Origin of the sequence: Streptacidiphilus pinicola (assembly GCF_003258295.1) — a bacterium.
Lineage (GTDB): Bacteria > Actinomycetota > Actinomycetes > Streptomycetales > Streptomycetaceae > Streptacidiphilus > Streptacidiphilus pinicola.
Genome location: NZ_QKYN01000059.1, coordinates 36609 through 54868, shown reverse-complemented (window position 1 = coordinate 54868; position 18260 = coordinate 36609). Strand labels below are relative to the sequence as shown.

Here is an 18260-nt window from a genome sequence, read left to right as displayed (position 1 = left end):
TCGAGGAGAGGGGCGCCATGGCATTCCCGCCCGTCGAGGAGATCCGCCGGACCGCCGCGGAGGGCTGGATCTGGGGCTACGCCCTGCTGCAGAACTACCACGTGCTGTACGACCAGGTCATCGACGGGGACGCGCGGTTCGGCGCGTTCCAGTTCGGTGAGGCGCCGGCGGGCCCGAAGGGCCCGCCTTCGGCGTGGGCGTGGCTGGACCTGCGGGCGGAGCCCTGGGTGCTGAGCGTGCCGAGCACCGAACGCCCCTACGTCATCGCCGTGCACGACCTGGACACCAGCTACGTGGGTTTCGTCGGCTCCCGCACCACCGGCGGGCAGGCGGGGCACCACCTGATCAGCGCGCCGGGCTGGCAAGGCCGTGTCCCGGACGGGATCGCCGACGTGCAGCGCGCCGACACCTCGCTGGTCGGGCTGACCGGCCGCACCGCGCCCGTCGAGGCGGGCACCGAGACGGTCTTCGCCGCGTTCCGCGGCGGCTTCGGGCTGCGCCCGCTCAGCGACTACCTCGGCCGGGGCAGACCCGACGCCGCACCGGAGCCGACCTGGCCGGTGTGGCGCGAGGAGTACCTGGACACGATCGAGTTCTTCGCCGTCCTCGACTTCCTGCTGGCCTTCTGCCCGGTCCTGCCGATGGAGGCCGTGCTGCGCGAGCGGCTCGCCGCCATCGGCATCGGTGTGAAACCCGGCGAGTTCGAGCCCGGAGACCTCCCGGCGGGGGCCGAGCTGGCCATCGAGCACGGCATCGCGGACGGCCGGGAACGCCTCGCCCAGGCCCGTGCCGCGCACCGGCCGGAGGCCGCGCTGGTCGGCACCCGCGAGGAGCTGGGCACCGACCACCTCACCCGCGCCCTCGGCGCGTCCCTGGGCCTGCACACCCTCCCGGGCTACGCCTGGTTCTGACGGAGCGTCAACGTGGCCGGTCCGGGCCGTCGTCCACCCCCGTGACGACGGACCGGACCGGCTCCGCTGCTGACACTTGTCCGACGCTCTCCGTGCTCGCATGGTTCCCGAGCGTGCGTGCCCACTGCCGCGGGAACGGTTAGGGCCACCGCGACGGTCACCGTTGCACCCGGCGCAGCGCGCCCTCGCGGCGGAGGTCGGCCAGGGTCGGATAGCCGTCCACAGCCATGATCAGGTCGGCCTCGGCGAGCAGCGTGCGCAGCACGTGGACGATGCCGTCGGCGCCGCCCAACGCCAGGCCGTAGGCGTACGGGCGGCCGATGCCGACGGCCGTCGCGCCCAGGGCCAGGGCCTTGACGACGTCCGCGCCGGAGCGGACACCGGAGTCGAAGAGGACGGCCCGGCCGTCCGCGGCCTCGACGACGCCGGGGAGGCAGTCGAGGGCGGGCAGGCCGCCGTTGGCCTGGCGGCCGCCGTGGTTGGAGCAGTAGAGGCCGTCGGCGCCCGCGTCGACCGCGCGGCGGGCGTCGTCGGGGTGGCAGATGCCCTTGAGGATCAGCGGCAGTGTGGTGAGCGAGCGCAGCCACTCCAGGTCGTCCCAGGTCAGCGGGTTGCCGAAGAGCTGGGTCCAGGTCAGCACCGCGCTGGTCGGGTCCTCCTCCGGGGTCTTGGCCAGACGGGAGCGGAAGACCGGGTCGGAGAAGTAGTTGGCCAGGCAGTGGCCACGCAGCTGCGGGAAGTTGCCGGAGGCCAGGTCGCGCGGACGCCAGCCGGTCACCCAGGTGTCCAGGGTGACCACGATCCCGGCGTAGCCGGCCGCCTCCGCGCGCCGCACCAGGCTCGCGGCGAGCTCGCGGTCGGTGGGGGTGTAGAGCTGGAAGAAGCCGGGGGTGTCGCCGGACTCCTTGGCCACCTCCTCCATCGGGTCGACCGTCAGCGTCGAGGCGACCATCGGGACGCCCGTGCGCGCGGAGGCGCGGGCGGTGGCGACGTCGCCGTGCCCGTCCTGCGCGCACAGCCCGATCACGCCGACCGGCGCCAGGAACAGCGGTGTGGGGAGGCGCAGGCCGAACAGGTCCACACCCAGGTCCCGCCGCGTCGCCCCGACGAGCATCCGCGGGACCAGCCCCCAGCCTTCGAACGCGGTGACGTTCGCGTCCTGGGTCCGCTCGTCGCCCGCGCCGCCCGCGACGTACGACCAGATCGACGGCGGCAGCGCGGCCTCGGCCCGGCGCGCGAGCTCGGCGAAGTCCATGGGCAGGGCGGGCAGCCGCCCGAACAGGCCGTTGAAGTAGATCTCGTTCTGGTAGTCGCCGAACTGCTGGCTCATCGGGTGGATCGCCTCCTGCTGCGGTTGTCGCGGACAGCCTCTCCCGGGTGACGGGCCCCGGCAAGGACGCGAGAATGTGAACCGTGACGACCAGCGTGGAGCGCCCCACCGCCGTGGTCGACGAGGCCGTGCGCGGCCGCCCGGCGCCGCCGCTGCGCGGGCTGGTGGGCTGGTACTCCGGCTACCGTCAGCGCGGCGTGGAACCGTGCCGTCACCGGGGCCTGCCGTCGCCGTACCTGACGCTGATCCTGACCCTCGACGAGCCGCTGACCGTCGCCGCTCACCCTGGGCCTCACGACGCCCCCGGTGACTACGTCACGCTGCTCGGCGGCCTGCACACCACGCCCGCCGTCATCGACGTGCCGGGCCGGCAGTCCGGCGTCCAGGTGGCCCTCGGTCCGCTCGGCGCGCGGGCCCTGCTGGGCCTTCCGGCGGGCGGCCTGGCCGGGATCGACGTGCACGCGGACGACGTCCTCGGCGCGGACGCGCGGGACGCGCAGGAGAAGCTCCGCGAGGCGGCGGACTGGCCGGGGCGCTTCCGGGTCGTGGACACCTGGCTGCTGGGTCGGCTGCGGGAGGCGGACCTGCCGCCCGAGGTGTGCGAGGCGTGGCGGCTGCTGCTCGCCTCCGGCGGGCTGCTCCGCGTCTCGGCGCTGGCCGAGGAGGTCGGCTGGAGCGAGCGCCACCTGCGCAACAGGTTCCTGGCCGAGATCGGCCTCACGCCCAAGGCCGCGGCACGCGTGGTCCGCTTCGACGTGGCCCGGCGCCGGCTCGCGTCGCGCCCCACCGCCCCCGATCTCGCGGGTCTCGCCGCGGACCACGGATACGCCGACCAGTCGCACCTCGACCGCGAGTTCACCGCCCTGGCCGGTTGCTCGCCCAGCGCCTGGCTGGCGGAGGAGTTCCGAAACATCCAAGCCGGTCACCATCCGACGGGCGGAGGGTGGGGTCAGCAGCCCGAATCGAGCGAGGAGCGTCAGTGATGAGCACCGAATCCAAGGTCCAGAAGGCCCCGCCCGCGCCGCAGGTCTGGCCCACACTGCGGGCGCAGGACGCCCGCGCGCTGATCCGCTTCCTGGTCGAGGCCTTCGGCTTCGAGGAGACGGTCGTCTACGGGGAGGGCGAGACGGTCCACCACGCCCAGCTGTCCTGGCCGGAGGGCGGCGGCATCATGCTCGGCTCGGTGCGCGAGACCGACGGGAAGGACCTCTGGCCGCTGCGCCCCGGCAGCTTCGGCGCGTACGTCGTCACGGCCGACCCGGACGCCGTCCACGCCCGCGCGAAGGCGGCGGGCGCGGAGATCACCACCGAGCTGCACGAGACCGACTACGGCTCGCGCGACTTCGCCGCCCGCGATCCCGAGGGGAACCGCTGGTCCTTCGGAACCTACCCCGGCGAGCCGCGCTGAACGACGCCGGAAAGGTGCGGGGGCGCACTAGGCTCGTCGTGCACGGTGGTCGTCCCGTCCGGGGGAGGGAGAACCGGTATGCCAGGCACAGACGGTGTGAACCGCACGGCGCTCGTCGAGGACTTGATGGAGCGCTTCCCCGAGGTGCCGCGCGAGGCGGTGATCAAGGAGGACCTGCTGCGCGGCGGGATGGCGTTCGACGAGTCGGCGCTGAGCGGTGGCGGCGACGTCAAGCCGAAGTCGTACTTCATCTTCTCCTTCGACCACCGCACGCTGCCGGAGCTCGGCGCCGCCGCACTCAACCGGCCGCCGGAGGAGATCGTGCTCACCGGCGGACCCTACGAACTGCGGCGCACGGTGGTGTCGGTGCGGCTCAACCCGTCCTCGCCGTACCGGGTGCGGGCGGGTGAGGACGGCACGCTGGGCCTCTACCTGGACGGCGTGCGGATCGCGGACGTGGGCGTGCCGCCGATGCCGGACTACTACCGGCACACGCTCGCCAACGGCAAGTCGGTGATGGAGGTCGCGCCCACGATCCAGTGGGGCTACCTGATCTACCTGACGGTCTTCCGGGTCTGCCAGTACTTCGGCGCCAAGGAGGAGTGCCAGTACTGCGACATCAACCACAACTGGCGCCAGCACAAGGCGGCCGGCCGCCCCTACACCGGGGTCAAGCCGGTCGAGGAGGTGTTGGAGGCACTGGAGTTGATCGACCGTCATGACACGGCCGGCACCTCCAGGGCCTACACCCTGACGGGCGGCGCGATCACCTCGCACGTCGGCGGCCGGGACGAGGCGGACTTCTACGGCCAGTACGCCAAGGCGATCGAGGAGCGGTTCCCTGGCCGGTGGATCGGCAAGGTCGTCGCTCAGGCGCTGCCCAAGGCGGACGTGCAGCGCTTCCACGACTACGGGGTGAAGATCTACCACCCCAACTTCGAGGTGTGGGACAAGCGGCTGTTCGAGCTCTACTGCCCGGGCAAGGAGCGCTACGTCGGCCGGGCGGAGTGGCACCGCCGGATCCTCGACTCCGCCGAGGTGTTCGGGCCGTCCCACGTGATCCCCAACTTCGTCGCGGGCGTGGAGATGGCGCAGCCGTTCGGCTTCGCCACGGTGGACGAGGCCATCGCCTCCACGCACGAGGGGCTGCGCTTCTTCATGTCGCACGGCATCGTGCCCCGGTTCACCACCTGGTGCCCGGAGCCCACCACCCCGCTGGGCAAGGAGAATCCGGACGGAGCGCCGCTGGAGTACCACATCCGGCTGCTGCAGACCTACCGGGCGACGTTGGAGGAGTTCGGCCTCTCCTCGCCGCCCGGCTACGGCCCGCCCGGTCCGGGCAAGGCGGTGTTCTCGGTGAGCTCCTTCATGGACTCCCTGCCCGGCTGAGGCCCTACCGGCGCAGCGCCGGGTGGTCCGCGACGACGGTGCAGGAGCCGGGCGCGATCTCGGTGAAGCCCGCGTCGCGGACCAGCGGCAGACCGGCGGAGGTCAGCGCCGCCCACGCGGAGGCGTCCGACGGCGTGCGGACGGCCAGCGGGAAGCCTTCCGCCCGCCACGCCGTGCGCGCGTGGGCGTCCAGCGCCCACCAGGCCAGCTGGGCGGCGTGGCCCACCTGGGCCATGGACTTGCCGGTGGACATGTCCAGCTCGGGGTTGAGCCAGAGCACCGGGGTGCCGGGGTCGGCGGGCGCGGGCGGCGTCTCGTCGCTCAGCTCGGTGCCGGAGACCTGGAGCTTGGCGAGCTCCTTGGGCCACCCGTCCAGGGGGATCGGCGGGAAAACCCGCACCTCGGCCGTCTTGCCGGTCGTCGTCAGGCCGGGCAGCTCGGCGGCCTTGCGCCACTCACCGCCGCGCGCCCGGCGGACGACCTTGCGGATCCGGGCGTCCTCCCAGGCGGCGACGGCCGCCGCCCACTCGCCCTCCGGCTCGGTGACGCGCTCGTCGCTCAGGAAGCTCAGCACGGCCCGCGCGGCGGTCTCCAGCGCGTCGGTGTGGCCGGGCGGCTCGGCGCGCTCGATGCGGACGACCAGCGGCAGCACGAACTGCGGTGCGCTGTCGCGGTCGTCCGCGCGGTCGGCGAAGGGGGTCTCGGCGGGGGTCGTTTCGCTGCTCACCGGTCCAGTATCGGTGACCCGCCGGTCCCGCTACGCGTCGACCTCGGCGGGGTGGGTCAGGCCGAAGTCGCCGTCGGACGTGCCCTCCAGCTCACCGGCGGTGGCCCGGTCGAGCAGGCCGTGCGCGGTGGACAGGATCACGATGCCCAGCACCAGGACGCCGGCGCCCAGGTAGAACGGCACGTGCACGTCGTAGTGCTCGACCAGCTTGCCCGCCGCGAACGGGGCGAGGCCGCCGCCGATGAAGCGGACGAAGCCGTAGGCCGCCGAGGCGATCGGGCGCTCCACGGGGGAGACGCTCATGACGGCCTGGGTGGTGACGGTGTTGTTGATGCCGATCGGGATGCCCGCCGCGATGACGGCGACGATCAGCACGTTCGGATGGTCCGTCCAGACGCCGATGGCGAGCACGATGAGGGCGAAGAAGGCGAGGTTGGCGTAGAGGGTCCGGGCGGTGCCGAGGCGGCGCTCCACCCACGGGGCGCCGAAGACGGCGAAGACCGCGACGAGGACGCCCCAGCCGGTGAAGACCAAGCCGAGCTGGATCGCGCCCAGGCGCATCGGGAACGGCGCGTAGCCCAGCACGGTGAAGAACGCCCAGTTGTAGCAGAGCGCGGCGAGCGAGAGGGTGAGCAGGCCGCGGTGGCGCAGCGCCTTGAGCGGCTCCAGCAGGCCGGTGCGCCGCTCGGGCAGGGGCAGCGGCCGGACCAGCGTGACGGTGGCGATCAGGGCGATCGCCATCAGCACGGCGACGCCGTAGAAGGGTCCGCGCCAGCTGACCTGGCCGAGCAGGCCGCCGAGCAACGGGCCGACGGCGATGCCGAGGCCGAGCGCGGACTCGTAGAGGATGATCGCGCCGACGAATCCGCCGCTGGCGCTGGCGATGATCACGGCGAGCGAGGTCGCGATGAACAGGGCGTTGCCGACGCCCCAGCCGGCCCGGAAGCCGACGATCTGGCCGATGCTGTGCGAGGCGCCGGCGAGCGCGGCGAAGACCACGATGATCGCCAGGCCGACGATCAGCGTCTTCTTGGCGCCGATCCGGCTGGAGACCCAGCCGGTGACCAGCATCGCCACGGCGGTGACGACGAGGTAGCTGGTGAAGAGCAGGGTCACCTGGCTCGGCGTGGCGTTCAGCCGGCTGGAGATCGCGGGCAGGATCGGGTCGACCAGCCCGATGCCCATGAAGGAGACGACGCAGGCGAAGGCAACGGCGAAGACGGCCTTCGGCTGCTTGAACGGACTGGCGCTGCCGTGCGCCTCGGCGTGCTGTTGCATGGGGCAACTATATACGTGTGCCATACATCTATCTAGAGAGCGGCGGCCGCCGTCCGTTCTGCCGGCCGCGTTCTGTCGGTTGCATTGTCAGACCGTCTGCATGCGCCTAGCTTGGCGACAACCGCCCGAAGGGAGACGTGGGTTGAACCGCGCGCTCTGGCCTGTCGGCCTGCCCCGCACGCTCGACTACCCCCGCACCGGACTGCACACGCTGCTCGCCTCCGCCGCCCGCGCCTACGGCGCCCGCGACGCGCTGCTCGACGGCGACCTCCGCCTCAGCTTCGCCGCGCTGCACGAGAACGCGTTGCGCTTCGCGCAGGGGCTGCGCGAGCGGGGGATCGGGCCCGGCGACGTCGTCGCACTGCTGCAGCCCAACAGCATCTGGTTCCCGGTCGGCTACCACGGCGCGCTGCTCGCCGGGGCGACCGTTTCCGCGATCAACCCCACCCAGCCGACCGAGGCCCTCGGCGCCGCGCTGGAGGAGGTCGGCGCGAGCGCCGTCGTCACCCACCCCGCCTGCCTGCCCGCGCTGCGGCCGCTGCTCGACGCGAACCCCGCGCTGCTCGCCGTCGTCGTGCCGCCCACCGCGACCGCACCCGCCCCCGGCGACGTGGGAGCGGACGGGGAGGGGGACGACCGGATCACCCCGCTCGCCGAGCTGCTCGCCGCCGAGCCCGCCCCCGCCACGACCCGCTCGCCCGACGACCTCGCGCACCTGGCGTTCACCGGCGGCACCACCGGTCGCTCGAAGGCGGTGCGGGTCCGCGACCGGCACCTGTGGGCCAACGCGCTGCAGGGGCTGTGCGCGCGCAGCGCCGTGCTGCCGCAGTACGACGCCGACGGGCTGGTGACGTTGCGTCGGGTCCCCGAGGCGGTCACGCCGTGGACCCCGACGCCCGGTGAGGACACCGCCGTCAACGTGGTGCCGCTGTTCCACGCCATGGGACTGGTCAGCCACAACATCGCGCTGCTGGGCGGGGTCACCGTCGTCGCCCACGGGAGGTTCGACCCGCGCGAGTTCCTGGCGCAGCTGGTCCGCCACGGCGCGACCGGCCTGACGGGCTCACCGGCCATGCACCACGCCCTGCTGGCCGCCGCCGACGCCGGCTGCTACGACCTGCGCGCCGTGCGGCTCGTCAACTCCGGTGCGGCGCCGCTCGACTCGCCCACGATCGCGCGGATGGCCGCCGCCTACCCCAACGCGGCCATCGCCGAGGGGTATGGCCTGACCGAGGCGACCATGGCGCTCACCTTCGTCACTCCCGACCGGGACCACCCGGCCCCGCCCGGCTGCGTCGGCGTGCCGCTCTTCGACACCGAGCTGGAGATCCGGGACCTGGGCGACCCCGGCAAATCGCTGCCGACCGGTGAGACCGGCCTGGTCTTCGCACGCGGACCGCAGGTCACCGACGGCTACTTCGGTCGTCCGGAGCTCACCGCCCAGCAGTGGGCCGACGGTTGGCTCTCCACCGGCGACATCGGCCGGCTCGACGAGGACGGGCGGCTGTTCCTCTCCGGCCGGGCGAAGGACATGCTGATCTACAAGGGCTACAACGTCTACCCGACCCAGCTGGAGGAGGTGCTGGCCGCGCACCCGGCCGTGGCCCAGGTCGCCGTCATCGGTGCCCCGGATCCGGACGCAGGCGAGATCCCGGTCGCCTACGTCGTCCCACGGCCCGGCGCGGACGCCTCCGCGCCCGAGCTGCTCGACTTCGTGGCTGCCCGCGTCGCGCCCTACCAGCGGGTCCGCGAGCTGCACTTCCTCCCGTCCCTCCCGGTCTCGGCCGCGGGCAAGATCCTCAAGACCGAGCTCCGCGCGCTGCGCGCCGGGCGGGCGGACCAGCCAGGCTCTCGGACCAGGCCTCCGGGCTAGGCCTTCGGGATGGCGAAGTAGTGCGTCAGCCGTGCCGCGAGGGTGAGGTCGCCGACGACCTTGAGCTTGCGGGAGAAGAAGAGCGTGATCGGATTGGCGTTGCCGGAGACCAGGTTGAGGAACTCCGTGTCGCCCAGCACCAGCGTCACCTTGGGGGTCTCCTCGCTGCGGCCCTCGGTGACGGTGCAGGAGCCCTTGTCGATGGCGGTCTCGAAGACGGTCTCGCCGTCCTGGCCGACCTTCCAGCGGATCACGGCGGAGGTCTGGCCGGCGTTCTCGGGGCGGAACTGGCTCTCCATCCGGGCGAAGACCTCGCGCAGGATGCGCAGCCGCAGTGCGCCGTCCTGGACGATCTCCTTCATCTCCTTGCCGGACAGGCCCTTGACGATGCGGGCGAACTCCTGCGGGGTGACGGACGTGAAGTCGAGGTCGGCGATGCCGGTGGTGTCGGTCATGGTGGCGGGCTCCTGAACGGTGTGCGGGTGGGGGTCAGTGCCGGTTGAGGCGGCCGAGCAGGTGGCGCTGTTCGCCGTCGCGGTCGGTGAGTTGGAACGCCCAGCCGTCCTCGCCGAGGCGTGCGGCGGCGAAGCGGGCGGTACCGGGCAGCAGCACGGGACGGCGGAAGTCGACGCCGACGGTGAACCCGTCCGGCAGACCGGCGTGCCGGTCCAGCGCGGCCAGCGCCCGTGCCTTGCTCCACATGCCGTGGGCGATGGCGCGGCGGAAGCCGAACAGCCGGGCGGTCAGCGGGTGCAGGTGGATCGGGTTGCGGTCGCCCGAGACGGCGCCGTAGCGGCGGCCGAGGTCGCCCGGCAGCTCCCACTCCTCGTCGAGCTGCGGCGACCGCGGCAGATCCTCGTCCACGGCGCGGGCGGCCGGACCGCCGCCGGAGCCCCGGTGGAGATAGGTGCTGACGGACCGCCAGAGCAGCTCGCCGGAGGCCGTCCCGCGCGCCTCGGCGACGATCTCGAAGACCTCGCCCTTGCTGTGCTGGCGCGGTGCGCTCGCCCGCACCACGTGGTCCAGCACGGCGTCCGGCGCGATCGGGCTCAACTGCCTGATCCGGTTGGCCAGATGGACCAGGCCGAGGACCGGCAGGGGGAAATCCCGTGCCGTCATCAGCTGCATGCTCAGCGGAAAGGCCGTCAGGTGCGGGTAGGCCGCAGGGAGCCGGTCGCTCGCGGCGTCCCCGTATCCGCAGACCTCGCGGTAGCGGCGCAGCCGCTCCGGATCGGCGGCGACGGCGCGCAGGGCGACGGCGCTCTCGCCCGCGAAGGGCGCGCGGTGGCGCGGCTTGGGCAGTACGGCGCGCGCGTAGAGGCCCACCAGATCCGGCAGGTCCGTCAGTTCGCGGACCGAGGCGGGCTCGGGGGCGGGCTGGACGTCGGTCATCGGGTCACGCTCCCAGCAGGGCCTGGCCGCAGACACGCAGCACCTGGCCGGTGACCCCGGCCGCGCCGGGCGAGGCGAGGAAGGCGACGGCCTCGGCCACGTCCACCGGCTGGCCGCCCTGCTTCAGGCTGTTGAGCCGGCGGCCCGCCTCGCGGATGACGAGCGGCACGGCGGCCGTCATCCGCGTCTCGATGAACCCGGGCGCGACCGCGTTGACGGTGACGCCGCGGGCGGTCAGTTGGCCGTCCCGTGCGACGGCCTGCACCAGGCCGATCAGGCCTGCCTTGCTGGCCGCGTAGTTGGTCTGCCCGACGTTCCCGGCGATGCCGCTGATCGAGGAGGTGCAGACGATCCGGCCGCCGTCGCGCAGCACCGGGCCACGTCCGTCGTCGGGCGACCCGGCCAGCAGCGCCTCGTTCAGCCGCTCCACGGCCGTGAGGTTGACCGCGACGACCGCGTCCCACTGGCCCGGCTCCATCCGGCCCAGCGTCCGGTCGCGGGTGATGCCCGCGTTGTGCACCACGATGTCCACGCCACCATGATGCTGCGTCAGAAGATCCACGACGCGCTGCGGCGCGTCGGCGTCCGTGAGGTCGGCCTCCAACGCCTCTCCGGCGATGTGTTCTGCCGTCGCGCGCAGGTCCGCGCCCTGTGCCGGGACGTCCAGGCAGACGACGTGCGCGCCGTCGGTGGCGAGGGTGGCGGCGACGGTCGCGCCGATGCCGCGCGAGGCGCCGGTGACCAGCGCGACCTTGCCCGCCAGCGGGCGTTCGAAGGTGGTGGGTGCGGCGTTCGGCGCCGGCGCGACGCGCAGCACCTGTCCCGAGACGTAGGCGCTGCGCGGCGACAGCGCGAAGCGCAACGGGCCGGCCAACTGCTCCTCCGCCCCCGGCGCGACCTGCAGGAGGTGCGCGGTCGCGCCGCGCTTCAGCTCCTTGCCGACGGAGCGCGCGAAGCCCTCCAGCGCGCGCTGGGCCGCTGCTTCGCGGGCGTCGGCCGCCTGCTCCGGGAGAGTGCCGAGGACGACGACGCGGCCGCAGGGCGCGAGCGAGCGGATGCGCGGGTGCAGGAACGCGTGGAGCTCGCGCAGGCGCTCGCTGGTGGTGATGCCGGTCGCGTCCAGGACGAGCGCGGCGGGGGAGGCGTGGGTGTCCGGCGTCGCCACCGACCACTCCGCGAGCAGCGCGCGGACCGGCTTGTGCAGCCGGCCTCCCTCGGCGGCGCCGACCAGCACCGGGCCGGGGACGTCCGGCCCGCCGTCCTGACGGCGCTTCAAGGGCTCGGGGCGGGGCAGGCCCAGGCGTGCGGCCACGAACCGTCCCGGGCCGCTCGCGGTCCAGGAGAGGTAGTGGTCCGGCATCTTGATTTCTCCTTACGGGTGAGTAAGTTTACTGGATAGTAAGTACAGCCCAGCCCTTCGCACAAGGAGCCGACGTCGTGCCGCCCTCACCACCCCCGACCGTGCGCCGCGTGGCCGTCCTGGGCGGCAACCGGATCCCCTTCGCCCGGGCCGACGGACCCTACGCGACGGCGTCCAACCAGCAGATGCTGGGCGCGGCCCTGGCCGGTCTCGTCGACCGCTTCGACCTGGGCGGCGAGCGGCTGGGCGAGTTCGTGGCAGGCGCCGTGCTCAAGCACAGCCGCGACTTCAACCTCGCCCGCGAGGTCGTCCTCGGCAGCGCGCTCGACCGGCGTACGCCCGCCTACGACGTCCAGCAGGCCTGCGGCACCGGCCTGGAGGCGGCGGTCCTGGTCGCCAACAAGATCGCCCTCGGGCAGCTCGACTGCGGCGTCGCCGGCGGCGTCGACACCGCGAGCGACGCCCCGCTGGGCGTCAACGACGAACTGCGCCGCACCCTGCTGGCCGCGCGACGGGCGCGGGGTCTCGGCGCCCGGGTGCGTGCGCTCGCGGGCGTCCGCCCGCAGCACCTCGTCCCCGACATCCCGCGCAACGCGGAACCCCGCACCGGCCTCTCCATGGGCGAGCATGCCGCGCGCACCGCCGCGCAGTGGGGCATCCCGCGCGCGGCCCAGGACGAGCTCGCCGCGACAAGCCACCGGCGCCTGGCGCGGGCCTACGAGGACGGCTTCTTCGCCGACCTGCTGACGCCGCATCTCGGCCTGGACCGCGACCAGAACCTGCGCCCCGACAGCAGCGCGGAGAAGCTGTCCCGGCTCAAGCCCGTCTTCGGCGGCGCGGACGGCACGATGACGGCGGGCAACTCCACGCCGCTGACGGACGGCGCAGCGACGGTCCTGCTCGCGAGCGAGGAATGGGCGGCGGCGCGGGACCTGCCGGTGCTGGCGTACCTGACGCGCGCGCGTACGGCGGCTGTCGACTTCGTCCCGGGCGAGGACGGCCTGCTGATGGCCCCCGCCTTCGCGGTCCCCGAGCTGCTGCGCGCCGCGGGGCTGACCTTCGCGGACATCGACCTGTTCGAGATCCACGAGGCCTTTGCCTCACAGGTCTTGGCCACGTTGGCGGCGTGGGAGAGCGCGGACTTCTGCAAGTCCAGGCTGGGCCTGGACGGGCCACTGGGTGTGGTGGACCGCGAACGCCTGAACGTGGCGGGTTCCTCCCTGGCCACCGGCCACCCCTTCGCCGCCACGGGCGGCCGCATCCTCGCCACGGCGGCGAAGCTGCTTTCGCTGCGCGGCGGCGGCCGTGCCCTCATCTCCGTCTGCGCCGCGGGCGGCCAGGGAGTCACAGCACTTTTGGAAGCACCCTGAGTTGCACCCCCAGGGGCGCGAGGAACTGCGCGACAAGCCACCCAGGTCATTGAGATCCCGAGCGGACAGGGCCATCCTCCCCCAGCCTTCGGCCGGGGGTGCCCCCATGCGGGTGGGTTGCTCGCGCAGTTCCCCGCGCCCCTGAGGGGAGTGCAACGTCCCTACTGCCTTATCGGAGCCGCGTATGAGTACCAGCTTCTTCTCGGACCTCAGAGCCGCTCGGGCCAGGCCCGATCTCACGGAGCGGGTGAGGCTGGACGTCGTCAGGGACGCCTCAGGCACCGTGCGCGAAGTGAGCGCCTCAGCGCTGGTGCCCGCGCTCGCGCAGGGGAGTCTCGCGGACGTGCCGTTCGACAACGCCGTCGCCGCGCCCGACGCAGTCGCCCTGCGACGCCTGCACGACGGGAGATGGCACCCGGTGACGGCCGGTCAATTCGCGGCCGACGTCGCCGCCGCGGCCAGGGGGCTGGTCGCGGCCGGCGTCGAGCCGGGCGAGCGGGTCGCGCTGATGGCGCGCACGCGCTACGAGTGGACGGTACTGGACTTCGCCGTCTGGACGGCGGGCGGACAGACCGTGCCGGTCTTCCCGACCAGTTCCGCCGAGCAACTCGACTGGATCCTCCGCGACGCCGGCGCGGTCCTGCTGCTCGTCGAGACCCCGGGACTGGCCGCGCTCGCCGCGCCCGTCGTCGACAGGCTGGACCGCCCGCTCCGCCTCGCCGTCCCGTCGATCGACGAGGACCTGCTCGGGTTCCTCACCGACCTCGGGCACGAGGTGTCCCACGCGGAGTTGGAGCGCCGCCGCGCGGGACTCACCCCCGACACGATCGCGACGCTCGTCCACACCTCCGGCACCACCGGCCGGCCCAAGGGCTGCGTGCTGACGCACGCCAACCTGCACGCGGGGTCGGCCAACCTGGTCGAGCTGCTGCAGCCCGTCTTCGTCGAGGCCACGCACCAGCAGCCCACCACGCTGATGTTCCTGCCGCTCGCCCACGTCCTCGGGCGGATGCTGCAACTGGCGTGCCTGATCGGGCGGATCACCATCGGGCTGTTCCCCAGCATCAAACCCGACGAGCTGCGCCCTGAGTTGGAGCGGTTCGGGCCGAGCTTCCTGGTCGCGGTGCCGTACTTCTTCGAGAAGGTCCACGACACCGCGCGGGCGATGGCGGAGCGGATGGGACGCGGCGCGTCCTTCGTGCGGGCGGACCGGATCGCGGTGGCGTACGGGGAGGCGGAGATGGCGCGGCTGCTCGGCCAGGGCCCCGGGCCGGGCGTAGGCCTCCGCGCCGCGCACGCGCTCTACGACCTGCTGGTCTACCGGCGGGTGCGCAAGGCGCTCGGTGGCTCGGTCCGGTACGCGATCAGTGGCGGCTCGGCGCTCGACACGCGACTGGCGATGTTCTTCTTCGGCTGCGGCATCGTCATCTACCAGGGCTACGGCCTCACCGAGACCAGCGCGGCCACCACCGTCACGCCGCCGCTGGATCCCCGGCCGGCCAGCGTCGGGCGGCCGGTGCCGGGGGCGACGATCCGCATCGCCGAGGACGGCGAGGTGCTGCTGCGCGGCGGCAGCGTCTTCTCCGGGTACTGGAACAACGCGGCGGCCACCGAGGCCGCGCTGCCGGACGCGTGGCTGGCCACCGGCGACCTCGGCGCGCTGGACGGCGACGGGTTCCTCACCATCGTGGGCCGCAAGAAGGACATCCTGGTCACCAGCGGCGGCAAGAACGTCTCGCCGAGCCAGTTGGAGGACCGGCTGCGCAGCCGCCCGCCGGTCGGGCAGTGCATGGTCGTCGGCGACGGACGCCACTATGTGGCCGCACTGGTGACGCTGGACCCGGAGGCGATGCAGCACTGGCTCGGCGTGCGCAAGCGGCCGCTGGACACCCCGTTCGCGCGGCTGCGCGAGGACCCGGAGCTGCTGGCCGACGTGCAGGCCGCCGTCGACCACGCCAACGCGGCGGTCTCGCGCGCGGAGTCGATCCGCAGGTTCGTCCTCGTCGAGGGGGAGTTCAGCGAGGAGAACGGCCTGCTGACCCCCTCGCTCAAGGTCAAGCGCCATGCGGTGGCCGCCGCGTACGCCCGCGAGATCGAGGAGCTCTACGGCGAGTCGTGAGCCGGCCACGCCGCCAGCGTCCGGCGGGTCGTGAAGCGCAGCTCCTCCCCGCTGACGGGATCGGTGAACGCCAGCACCGAGGCGAGGAGTTGCAGCGGGTCGGAGAAGTCGTCCGGAGCGGGATCGGGCAGCACGACGGGGTAGACCGGGTCTCCCAGGATCGGGACGCCCAGCCCGCTCATGTGCAGGCGCAGCTGGTGGGTGCGGCCGGTGGCCGGCAGCAGCCGGTACCGGCCGAGCCCGCCCCGGTGCTCCAGCAGTTCGATCCGGCTTTCCGCATTCGGTTCGGCATCCGTCAGTTCGTAGGCGGCGATGATGCCGCGTTCCTTGACGATATGACTACGGACGGTTGTCGGGAGCGCCAGCTCGGGCCGGTAGGGAGCCACCGCCTGGTACTCCTTGTGGACCAACCGGTCGGCGAAGAGGCCTTGGTAGACACCGCGGTGGCGGGGCTGGACGACGAAGAGCGCGAGCCCCGCCGTCAGCCGGTCCAGTCGGTGCGCGGGGCTGAGTTCGGGCAGGTCCAGCTCGTGCCGGAGCCGGGCGAGGGCCGTCTCGGTGACGTGGCTGCCGCGCGGGGTGGTGGCGAGGAAGTGCGGTTTGTCGACGACGAGCAGCCGCTCGTCGCGGTGGAGCACCTCGAGGGCGAAGGGCACCGGGGTCTCGGGGGCGAGTTCGCGGTGGAACCAGAGCCAGGCGCCGGGCCGGTAGGGCGCGTCGGGCCCGAGCGGGCCGTCCTCGCCGTGGATCTCGCCGCCTGCCAGTATGGCGTCCAAGTGGCTCGCGGGCACGGTGGGCAGGCGTTCGGCCAGGTAGGCGCGGACGGTCGGCCAGGCGCCGTCGAGCGGCAGCCGCAGCCGGACCGGGTCGATGCCCAGGCGCTGCGGCAGCGGCGAGGGTGGCGCGGAGTGCCTGCGTCGCATGCGGTCAGACTATCGTCCCAGGTCAGCCGGAGCGCTCGGCGGCCGTCGGGCCGGGGAGTCGGGCCGCCGGAGAGTCGGGCGGGGCCGAGGACGACATCGGGCGGCCTGCGGGAGCTGCGGTGATCGCGAGGCACCGAAGGCGTCGCGAACAGCGTGGGGCGGGCGGTCCACCCCCGTTGTTCGGCACCGGCCTTGACCTTCCGCGTCACCCGAGGGCCGCCCGTGTCGTCGTTCAACTCGCTGAGGAATATATCAGGCGAATCAAGCGAATTGGACACAACGGGCAAAGCGCTTGGAGTGTCAGGCAGAACGTCAACGTACCACCTCGCGGATCATCATTCGGCGCGGCGTGTCAGGGGTTGCGCGCGGCCCCGGCGAGCCGGTATGGCCCTGCCGCGCGGGCGTCTTGCGCCATCCCCCGTTCACCGGCGCGTCGCCTCGGCGCCCCCGGTTCGGGCACGTGCCGCCCCTAGCGTGGGCGGGTCCTGCCGGTCCACGCAGCCCACAGGAGTCCCGGTGAACGACGCCACACCGTCCATGCCCCGTACGGCCGACGAATCGTCAACTCAAGATGACGTTTCGTCAACGGTCGTTGACCGCCGCACCGCTCTGCGCCTGGCGGGCGCGGGTGGCGCGCTCGCCGTCGGCGCGAGTTTCCTCGGCGCGCCGGCCGCGCGCGCCGCGACCGCCGACGCGCCTGCCGGGGGAGCGCCGCTGCTGCTGACCGCACCCGAGGCGCTCGGCGCGCCGCCGGTCGAGGGCCTGCACCTGACCTTCGGCGAGGACCCCGCCACGCAGATGACGGTCAGTTGGACCAGCGAGGCACCCGTGCGCGAGCCGCACGTGAGATACGGCACATTCGAGGGCGGCTACGGCCGCAGCGTCGGCGCCGAGACGGTCACCTACGTCGACGGCGTCAGCGGCCGCACGGTGTACGTCCACCACGCCCGCCTCGACGGCCTGCGGCCCGACAGCTTCTACACCTACGCCGCCGCGCACGCGGGCGCCCGCCCCGACTCCGGCACCTTCCGCACCGCGCCGCGCGGCCGACGCCCGCTCACCTTCACCAGCTTCGGCGACCAGGCCGTCCCCAACACCGTCTGGCAGCCGGACGGAAAGGGCGGCTTCAACGTCGTCGACGCCGGCATCGGCTCGCCCGCGTCCGCCGACATCGTCGGCGGCGTGGAGCAGGTCGACCCGCTCTTCCACCTCCTCAACGGCGACCTCTGCTACGCCAACATCAGCGCCGACCGGCTGAAGACCTGGAAGGGCTTCCACGCCAACAACTCCCGCTCCGCGCGCTACCGCGCGTGGATGCCCGCCGCGGGCAACCACGAGGACGAGCACGGCAACGGCCCGATCGGCTTCTCCGGCTACCAGGCGCGGTTCGCGCTGCCGGGCAACGGGAGCACCGACCCGGAGACGGCCGGGCTCTGGTACTCCTTCACCGCCGGCTCCGTGCACGTCGTCGTGCTGCAGAACGACGACGTCGCCTACCAGGACGCCGGCGACAACTACGTGCACGGCTACAGCGGTGGCGCGCAGGCCGCCTGGCTGGAGGCGGACCTGCGCCGCGCCCGCGCCGACCGCGACGTCGACTGGGTCGTCGTCTGCATGCACCAGGTGATGGTCAGCTCCGCCGACGCCAACGGTGCGGATCTGGGCCTGCGTCAACTCTGGGGCCCGCTGTTCGACCGCTACGGCGTCGACCTCGTGCTCTGCGGCCACGAGCACCACTACGAGCGCTCGCTGGCGGTGCGCGGCGTCGTCAGCGGCGCCGAGACCCTGACGCCCAACCCCGTCTCGGACGCCACGGACTCGATCGACACCTCGCTCGGCACCGTCCACATGGTCCTGGGCGGCGGCGGCACGTCCGCGCCCTCCAACGGCAAGCTGTTCGCCCCCGGCAAGGCCAAGGTCGTCACCGGCGTCGGCCCCGTCGGCTCCAACGGCAAGCGCCCGCCGGTCTACGTCTTCGAGCAGACCCCCTGGTCCGCCTTCCGCGACGCGGACCACGCCTACGGCTTCGCCGCCTTCACCGTCGACCCGGGCCGCCACGCGGGTGACACCACCCGCATGCACGTGACCTACTACAACGTCGGCCAGCCCACGGGCGAGATCACCCCGCTGGAGTCCTTCGTCCTGCACCGCCGCCGCAGCGACGGCTGACGCCGCCTTCA

The 18260-nt window shown here is 73.2% G+C and carries 15 protein-coding genes; 8 read left to right on the top strand and 7 right to left on the bottom strand.

Annotated features, from left to right (window positions below):
* The first annotated feature begins 17 nt into the window (after nucleotides 1-17).
* Entirely contained in the window at nucleotides 18-911 is an 894-nt protein-coding gene (locus DN069_RS15265) for a DUF1254 domain-containing protein (protein WP_165845506.1), read from the top strand.
* 157 nt (nucleotides 912-1068) lie between these two features.
* Here the strand turns inward: DN069_RS15265 and DN069_RS15260 are convergent, their stop codons facing one another.
* Nucleotides 1069-2241, bottom strand: coding sequence for a lactate 2-monooxygenase (locus DN069_RS15260; RefSeq protein WP_111501526.1), 1173 nt, complete (start codon nucleotides 2239-2241; stop codon nucleotides 1069-1071).
* An 83-nt stretch (nucleotides 2242-2324) separates the two neighbouring features.
* On the opposite strand from DN069_RS15260, the gene DN069_RS15255 reads away from it, so the two are divergent.
* The 3 genes from DN069_RS15255 (at nucleotide 2325) to DN069_RS15245 (ending at nucleotide 5038) form a co-directional block, all read left to right on the top strand.
* Nucleotides 2325-3224 (top strand): helix-turn-helix domain-containing protein, encoded by a 900-nt coding sequence (locus DN069_RS15255; protein WP_243639253.1) that lies wholly within the window; start codon nucleotides 2325-2327, stop codon nucleotides 3222-3224.
* Nucleotides 3224-3649: a VOC family protein gene (locus DN069_RS15250; protein ID WP_111501525.1), complete on the top strand. Its 426-nt coding sequence runs from the start codon at nucleotides 3224-3226 to the stop codon at nucleotides 3647-3649. Before DN069_RS15255 ends, DN069_RS15250 begins: the two co-directional genes overlap by 1 nt.
* A 78-nt stretch (nucleotides 3650-3727) precedes the next feature.
* The gene (locus DN069_RS15245) at nucleotides 3728-5038 is read left to right on the top strand and encodes a radical SAM protein (protein WP_111501524.1); all 1311 of its coding nucleotides are present in this window, start codon (nucleotides 3728-3730) and stop codon (nucleotides 5036-5038) included.
* 4 nt (nucleotides 5039-5042) lie between these two features.
* Here the strand turns inward: DN069_RS15245 and DN069_RS15240 are convergent, their stop codons facing one another.
* Entirely contained in the window at nucleotides 5043-5765 is a 723-nt protein-coding gene (locus tag DN069_RS15240) for an aminoacyl-tRNA hydrolase (RefSeq protein WP_111501523.1), read from the bottom strand.
* Nucleotides 5766-5795: 30 nt separating this feature from the next.
* A complete protein-coding gene (locus DN069_RS15235; protein ID WP_111501522.1) occupies nucleotides 5796-7043 on the bottom strand; it encodes an MFS transporter in 1248 nt (415 codons plus the stop codon).
* Between the two features lie 142 nt (nucleotides 7044-7185).
* Between DN069_RS15235 and DN069_RS15230 the strand changes: the two genes are divergently transcribed.
* Entirely contained in the window at nucleotides 7186-8916 is a 1731-nt protein-coding gene (locus tag DN069_RS15230) for a class I adenylate-forming enzyme family protein (RefSeq protein ID WP_207892159.1), read from the top strand.
* Here DN069_RS15230 and DN069_RS15225 read toward each other — a convergent pair.
* Genes DN069_RS15225 through DN069_RS15215 form a run of 3 tightly spaced genes read right to left on the bottom strand, consistent with a single transcriptional unit; the run spans nucleotide 8913 to nucleotide 11668 of the window.
* Nucleotides 8913-9371 carry an SCP2 sterol-binding domain-containing protein gene (locus DN069_RS15225; RefSeq protein ID WP_111501520.1) on the bottom strand — a complete coding sequence of 153 codons (459 nt, stop codon included), beginning with the start codon at nucleotides 9369-9371 and terminating at the stop codon, nucleotides 8913-8915. The genes DN069_RS15230 and DN069_RS15225 overlap by 4 nt on opposite strands.
* A 34-nt stretch (nucleotides 9372-9405) precedes the next feature.
* Nucleotides 9406-10308, bottom strand: a complete 903-nt coding sequence (locus tag DN069_RS15220) for a MaoC/PaaZ C-terminal domain-containing protein (RefSeq protein ID WP_111501519.1) — start codon at nucleotides 10306-10308, stop codon at nucleotides 9406-9408.
* 4 nt (nucleotides 10309-10312) lie between these two features.
* Complete coding sequence (locus DN069_RS15215; RefSeq protein ID WP_111501518.1) at nucleotides 10313-11668, bottom strand: 3-oxoacyl-ACP reductase; 1356 nt, start codon at nucleotides 11666-11668, stop codon at nucleotides 10313-10315.
* Nucleotides 11669-11745: 77 nt separating this feature from the next.
* Here DN069_RS15215 and DN069_RS15210 point away from each other — a divergent pair, with 77 nt between their 5' ends.
* On the top strand, nucleotides 11746-13038 hold the full coding sequence (locus DN069_RS15210; RefSeq protein ID WP_111501517.1) for an acetyl-CoA C-acetyltransferase: 1293 nt from the start codon (nucleotides 11746-11748) through the stop codon (nucleotides 13036-13038).
* A 184-nt stretch (nucleotides 13039-13222) separates the two neighbouring features.
* Entirely contained in the window at nucleotides 13223-15157 is a 1935-nt protein-coding gene (locus DN069_RS15205; protein ID WP_111501516.1) for an AMP-dependent synthetase/ligase, read from the top strand.
* Here DN069_RS15205 and DN069_RS15200 read toward each other — a convergent pair.
* On the bottom strand, nucleotides 15142-16080 hold the full coding sequence (locus DN069_RS15200) for a pseudouridine synthase (RefSeq protein ID WP_111501515.1): 939 nt from the start codon (nucleotides 16078-16080) through the stop codon (nucleotides 15142-15144). The two genes, DN069_RS15205 and DN069_RS15200, sit on opposite strands and share 16 nt — an antisense overlap.
* A 516-nt stretch (nucleotides 16081-16596) precedes the next feature.
* Here DN069_RS15200 and DN069_RS15195 point away from each other — a divergent pair.
* Nucleotides 16597-18249: a purple acid phosphatase family protein gene (locus tag DN069_RS15195; RefSeq protein WP_341538473.1), complete on the top strand. Its 1653-nt coding sequence runs from the start codon at nucleotides 16597-16599 to the stop codon at nucleotides 18247-18249.
* The last annotated feature ends 11 nt before the right edge of the window (nucleotides 18250-18260 follow it).

Bases quoted from the DNA above. Each gene is read 5' to 3' on its own strand.
- DN069_RS15260 (WP_111501526.1), bottom strand. From the start codon at position 2,241: ATGAGCCAGCAGTTCGGCGACTACCAGAACGAGATCTACTTCAACGGC.
- DN069_RS15265 (WP_165845506.1), top strand. From the start codon at position 18: ATGGCATTCCCGCCCGTCGAGGAGATCCGCCGGACCGCCGCGGAGGGC.
- DN069_RS15225 (WP_111501520.1), bottom strand. From the start codon at position 9,371: ATGACCGACACCACCGGCATCGCCGACCTCGACTTCACGTCCGTCACC.
- DN069_RS15200 (WP_111501515.1), bottom strand. From the start codon at position 16,080: ATGCGACGCAGGCACTCCGCGCCACCCTCGCCGCTGCCGCAGCGCCTG.
- DN069_RS15220 (WP_111501519.1), bottom strand. From the start codon at position 10,308: ATGACCGACGTCCAGCCCGCCCCCGAGCCCGCCTCGGTCCGCGAACTG.
- DN069_RS15205 (WP_111501516.1), top strand. From the start codon at position 13,223: ATGAGTACCAGCTTCTTCTCGGACCTCAGAGCCGCTCGGGCCAGGCCC.
- DN069_RS15250 (WP_111501525.1), top strand. From the start codon at position 3,224: ATGAGCACCGAATCCAAGGTCCAGAAGGCCCCGCCCGCGCCGCAGGTC.
- DN069_RS15215 (WP_111501518.1), bottom strand. From the start codon at position 11,668: ATGCCGGACCACTACCTCTCCTGGACCGCGAGCGGCCCGGGACGGTTC.
- DN069_RS15245 (WP_111501524.1), top strand. From the start codon at position 3,728: ATGCCAGGCACAGACGGTGTGAACCGCACGGCGCTCGTCGAGGACTTG.
- DN069_RS15235 (WP_111501522.1), bottom strand. From the start codon at position 7,043: ATGCAACAGCACGCCGAGGCGCACGGCAGCGCCAGTCCGTTCAAGCAG.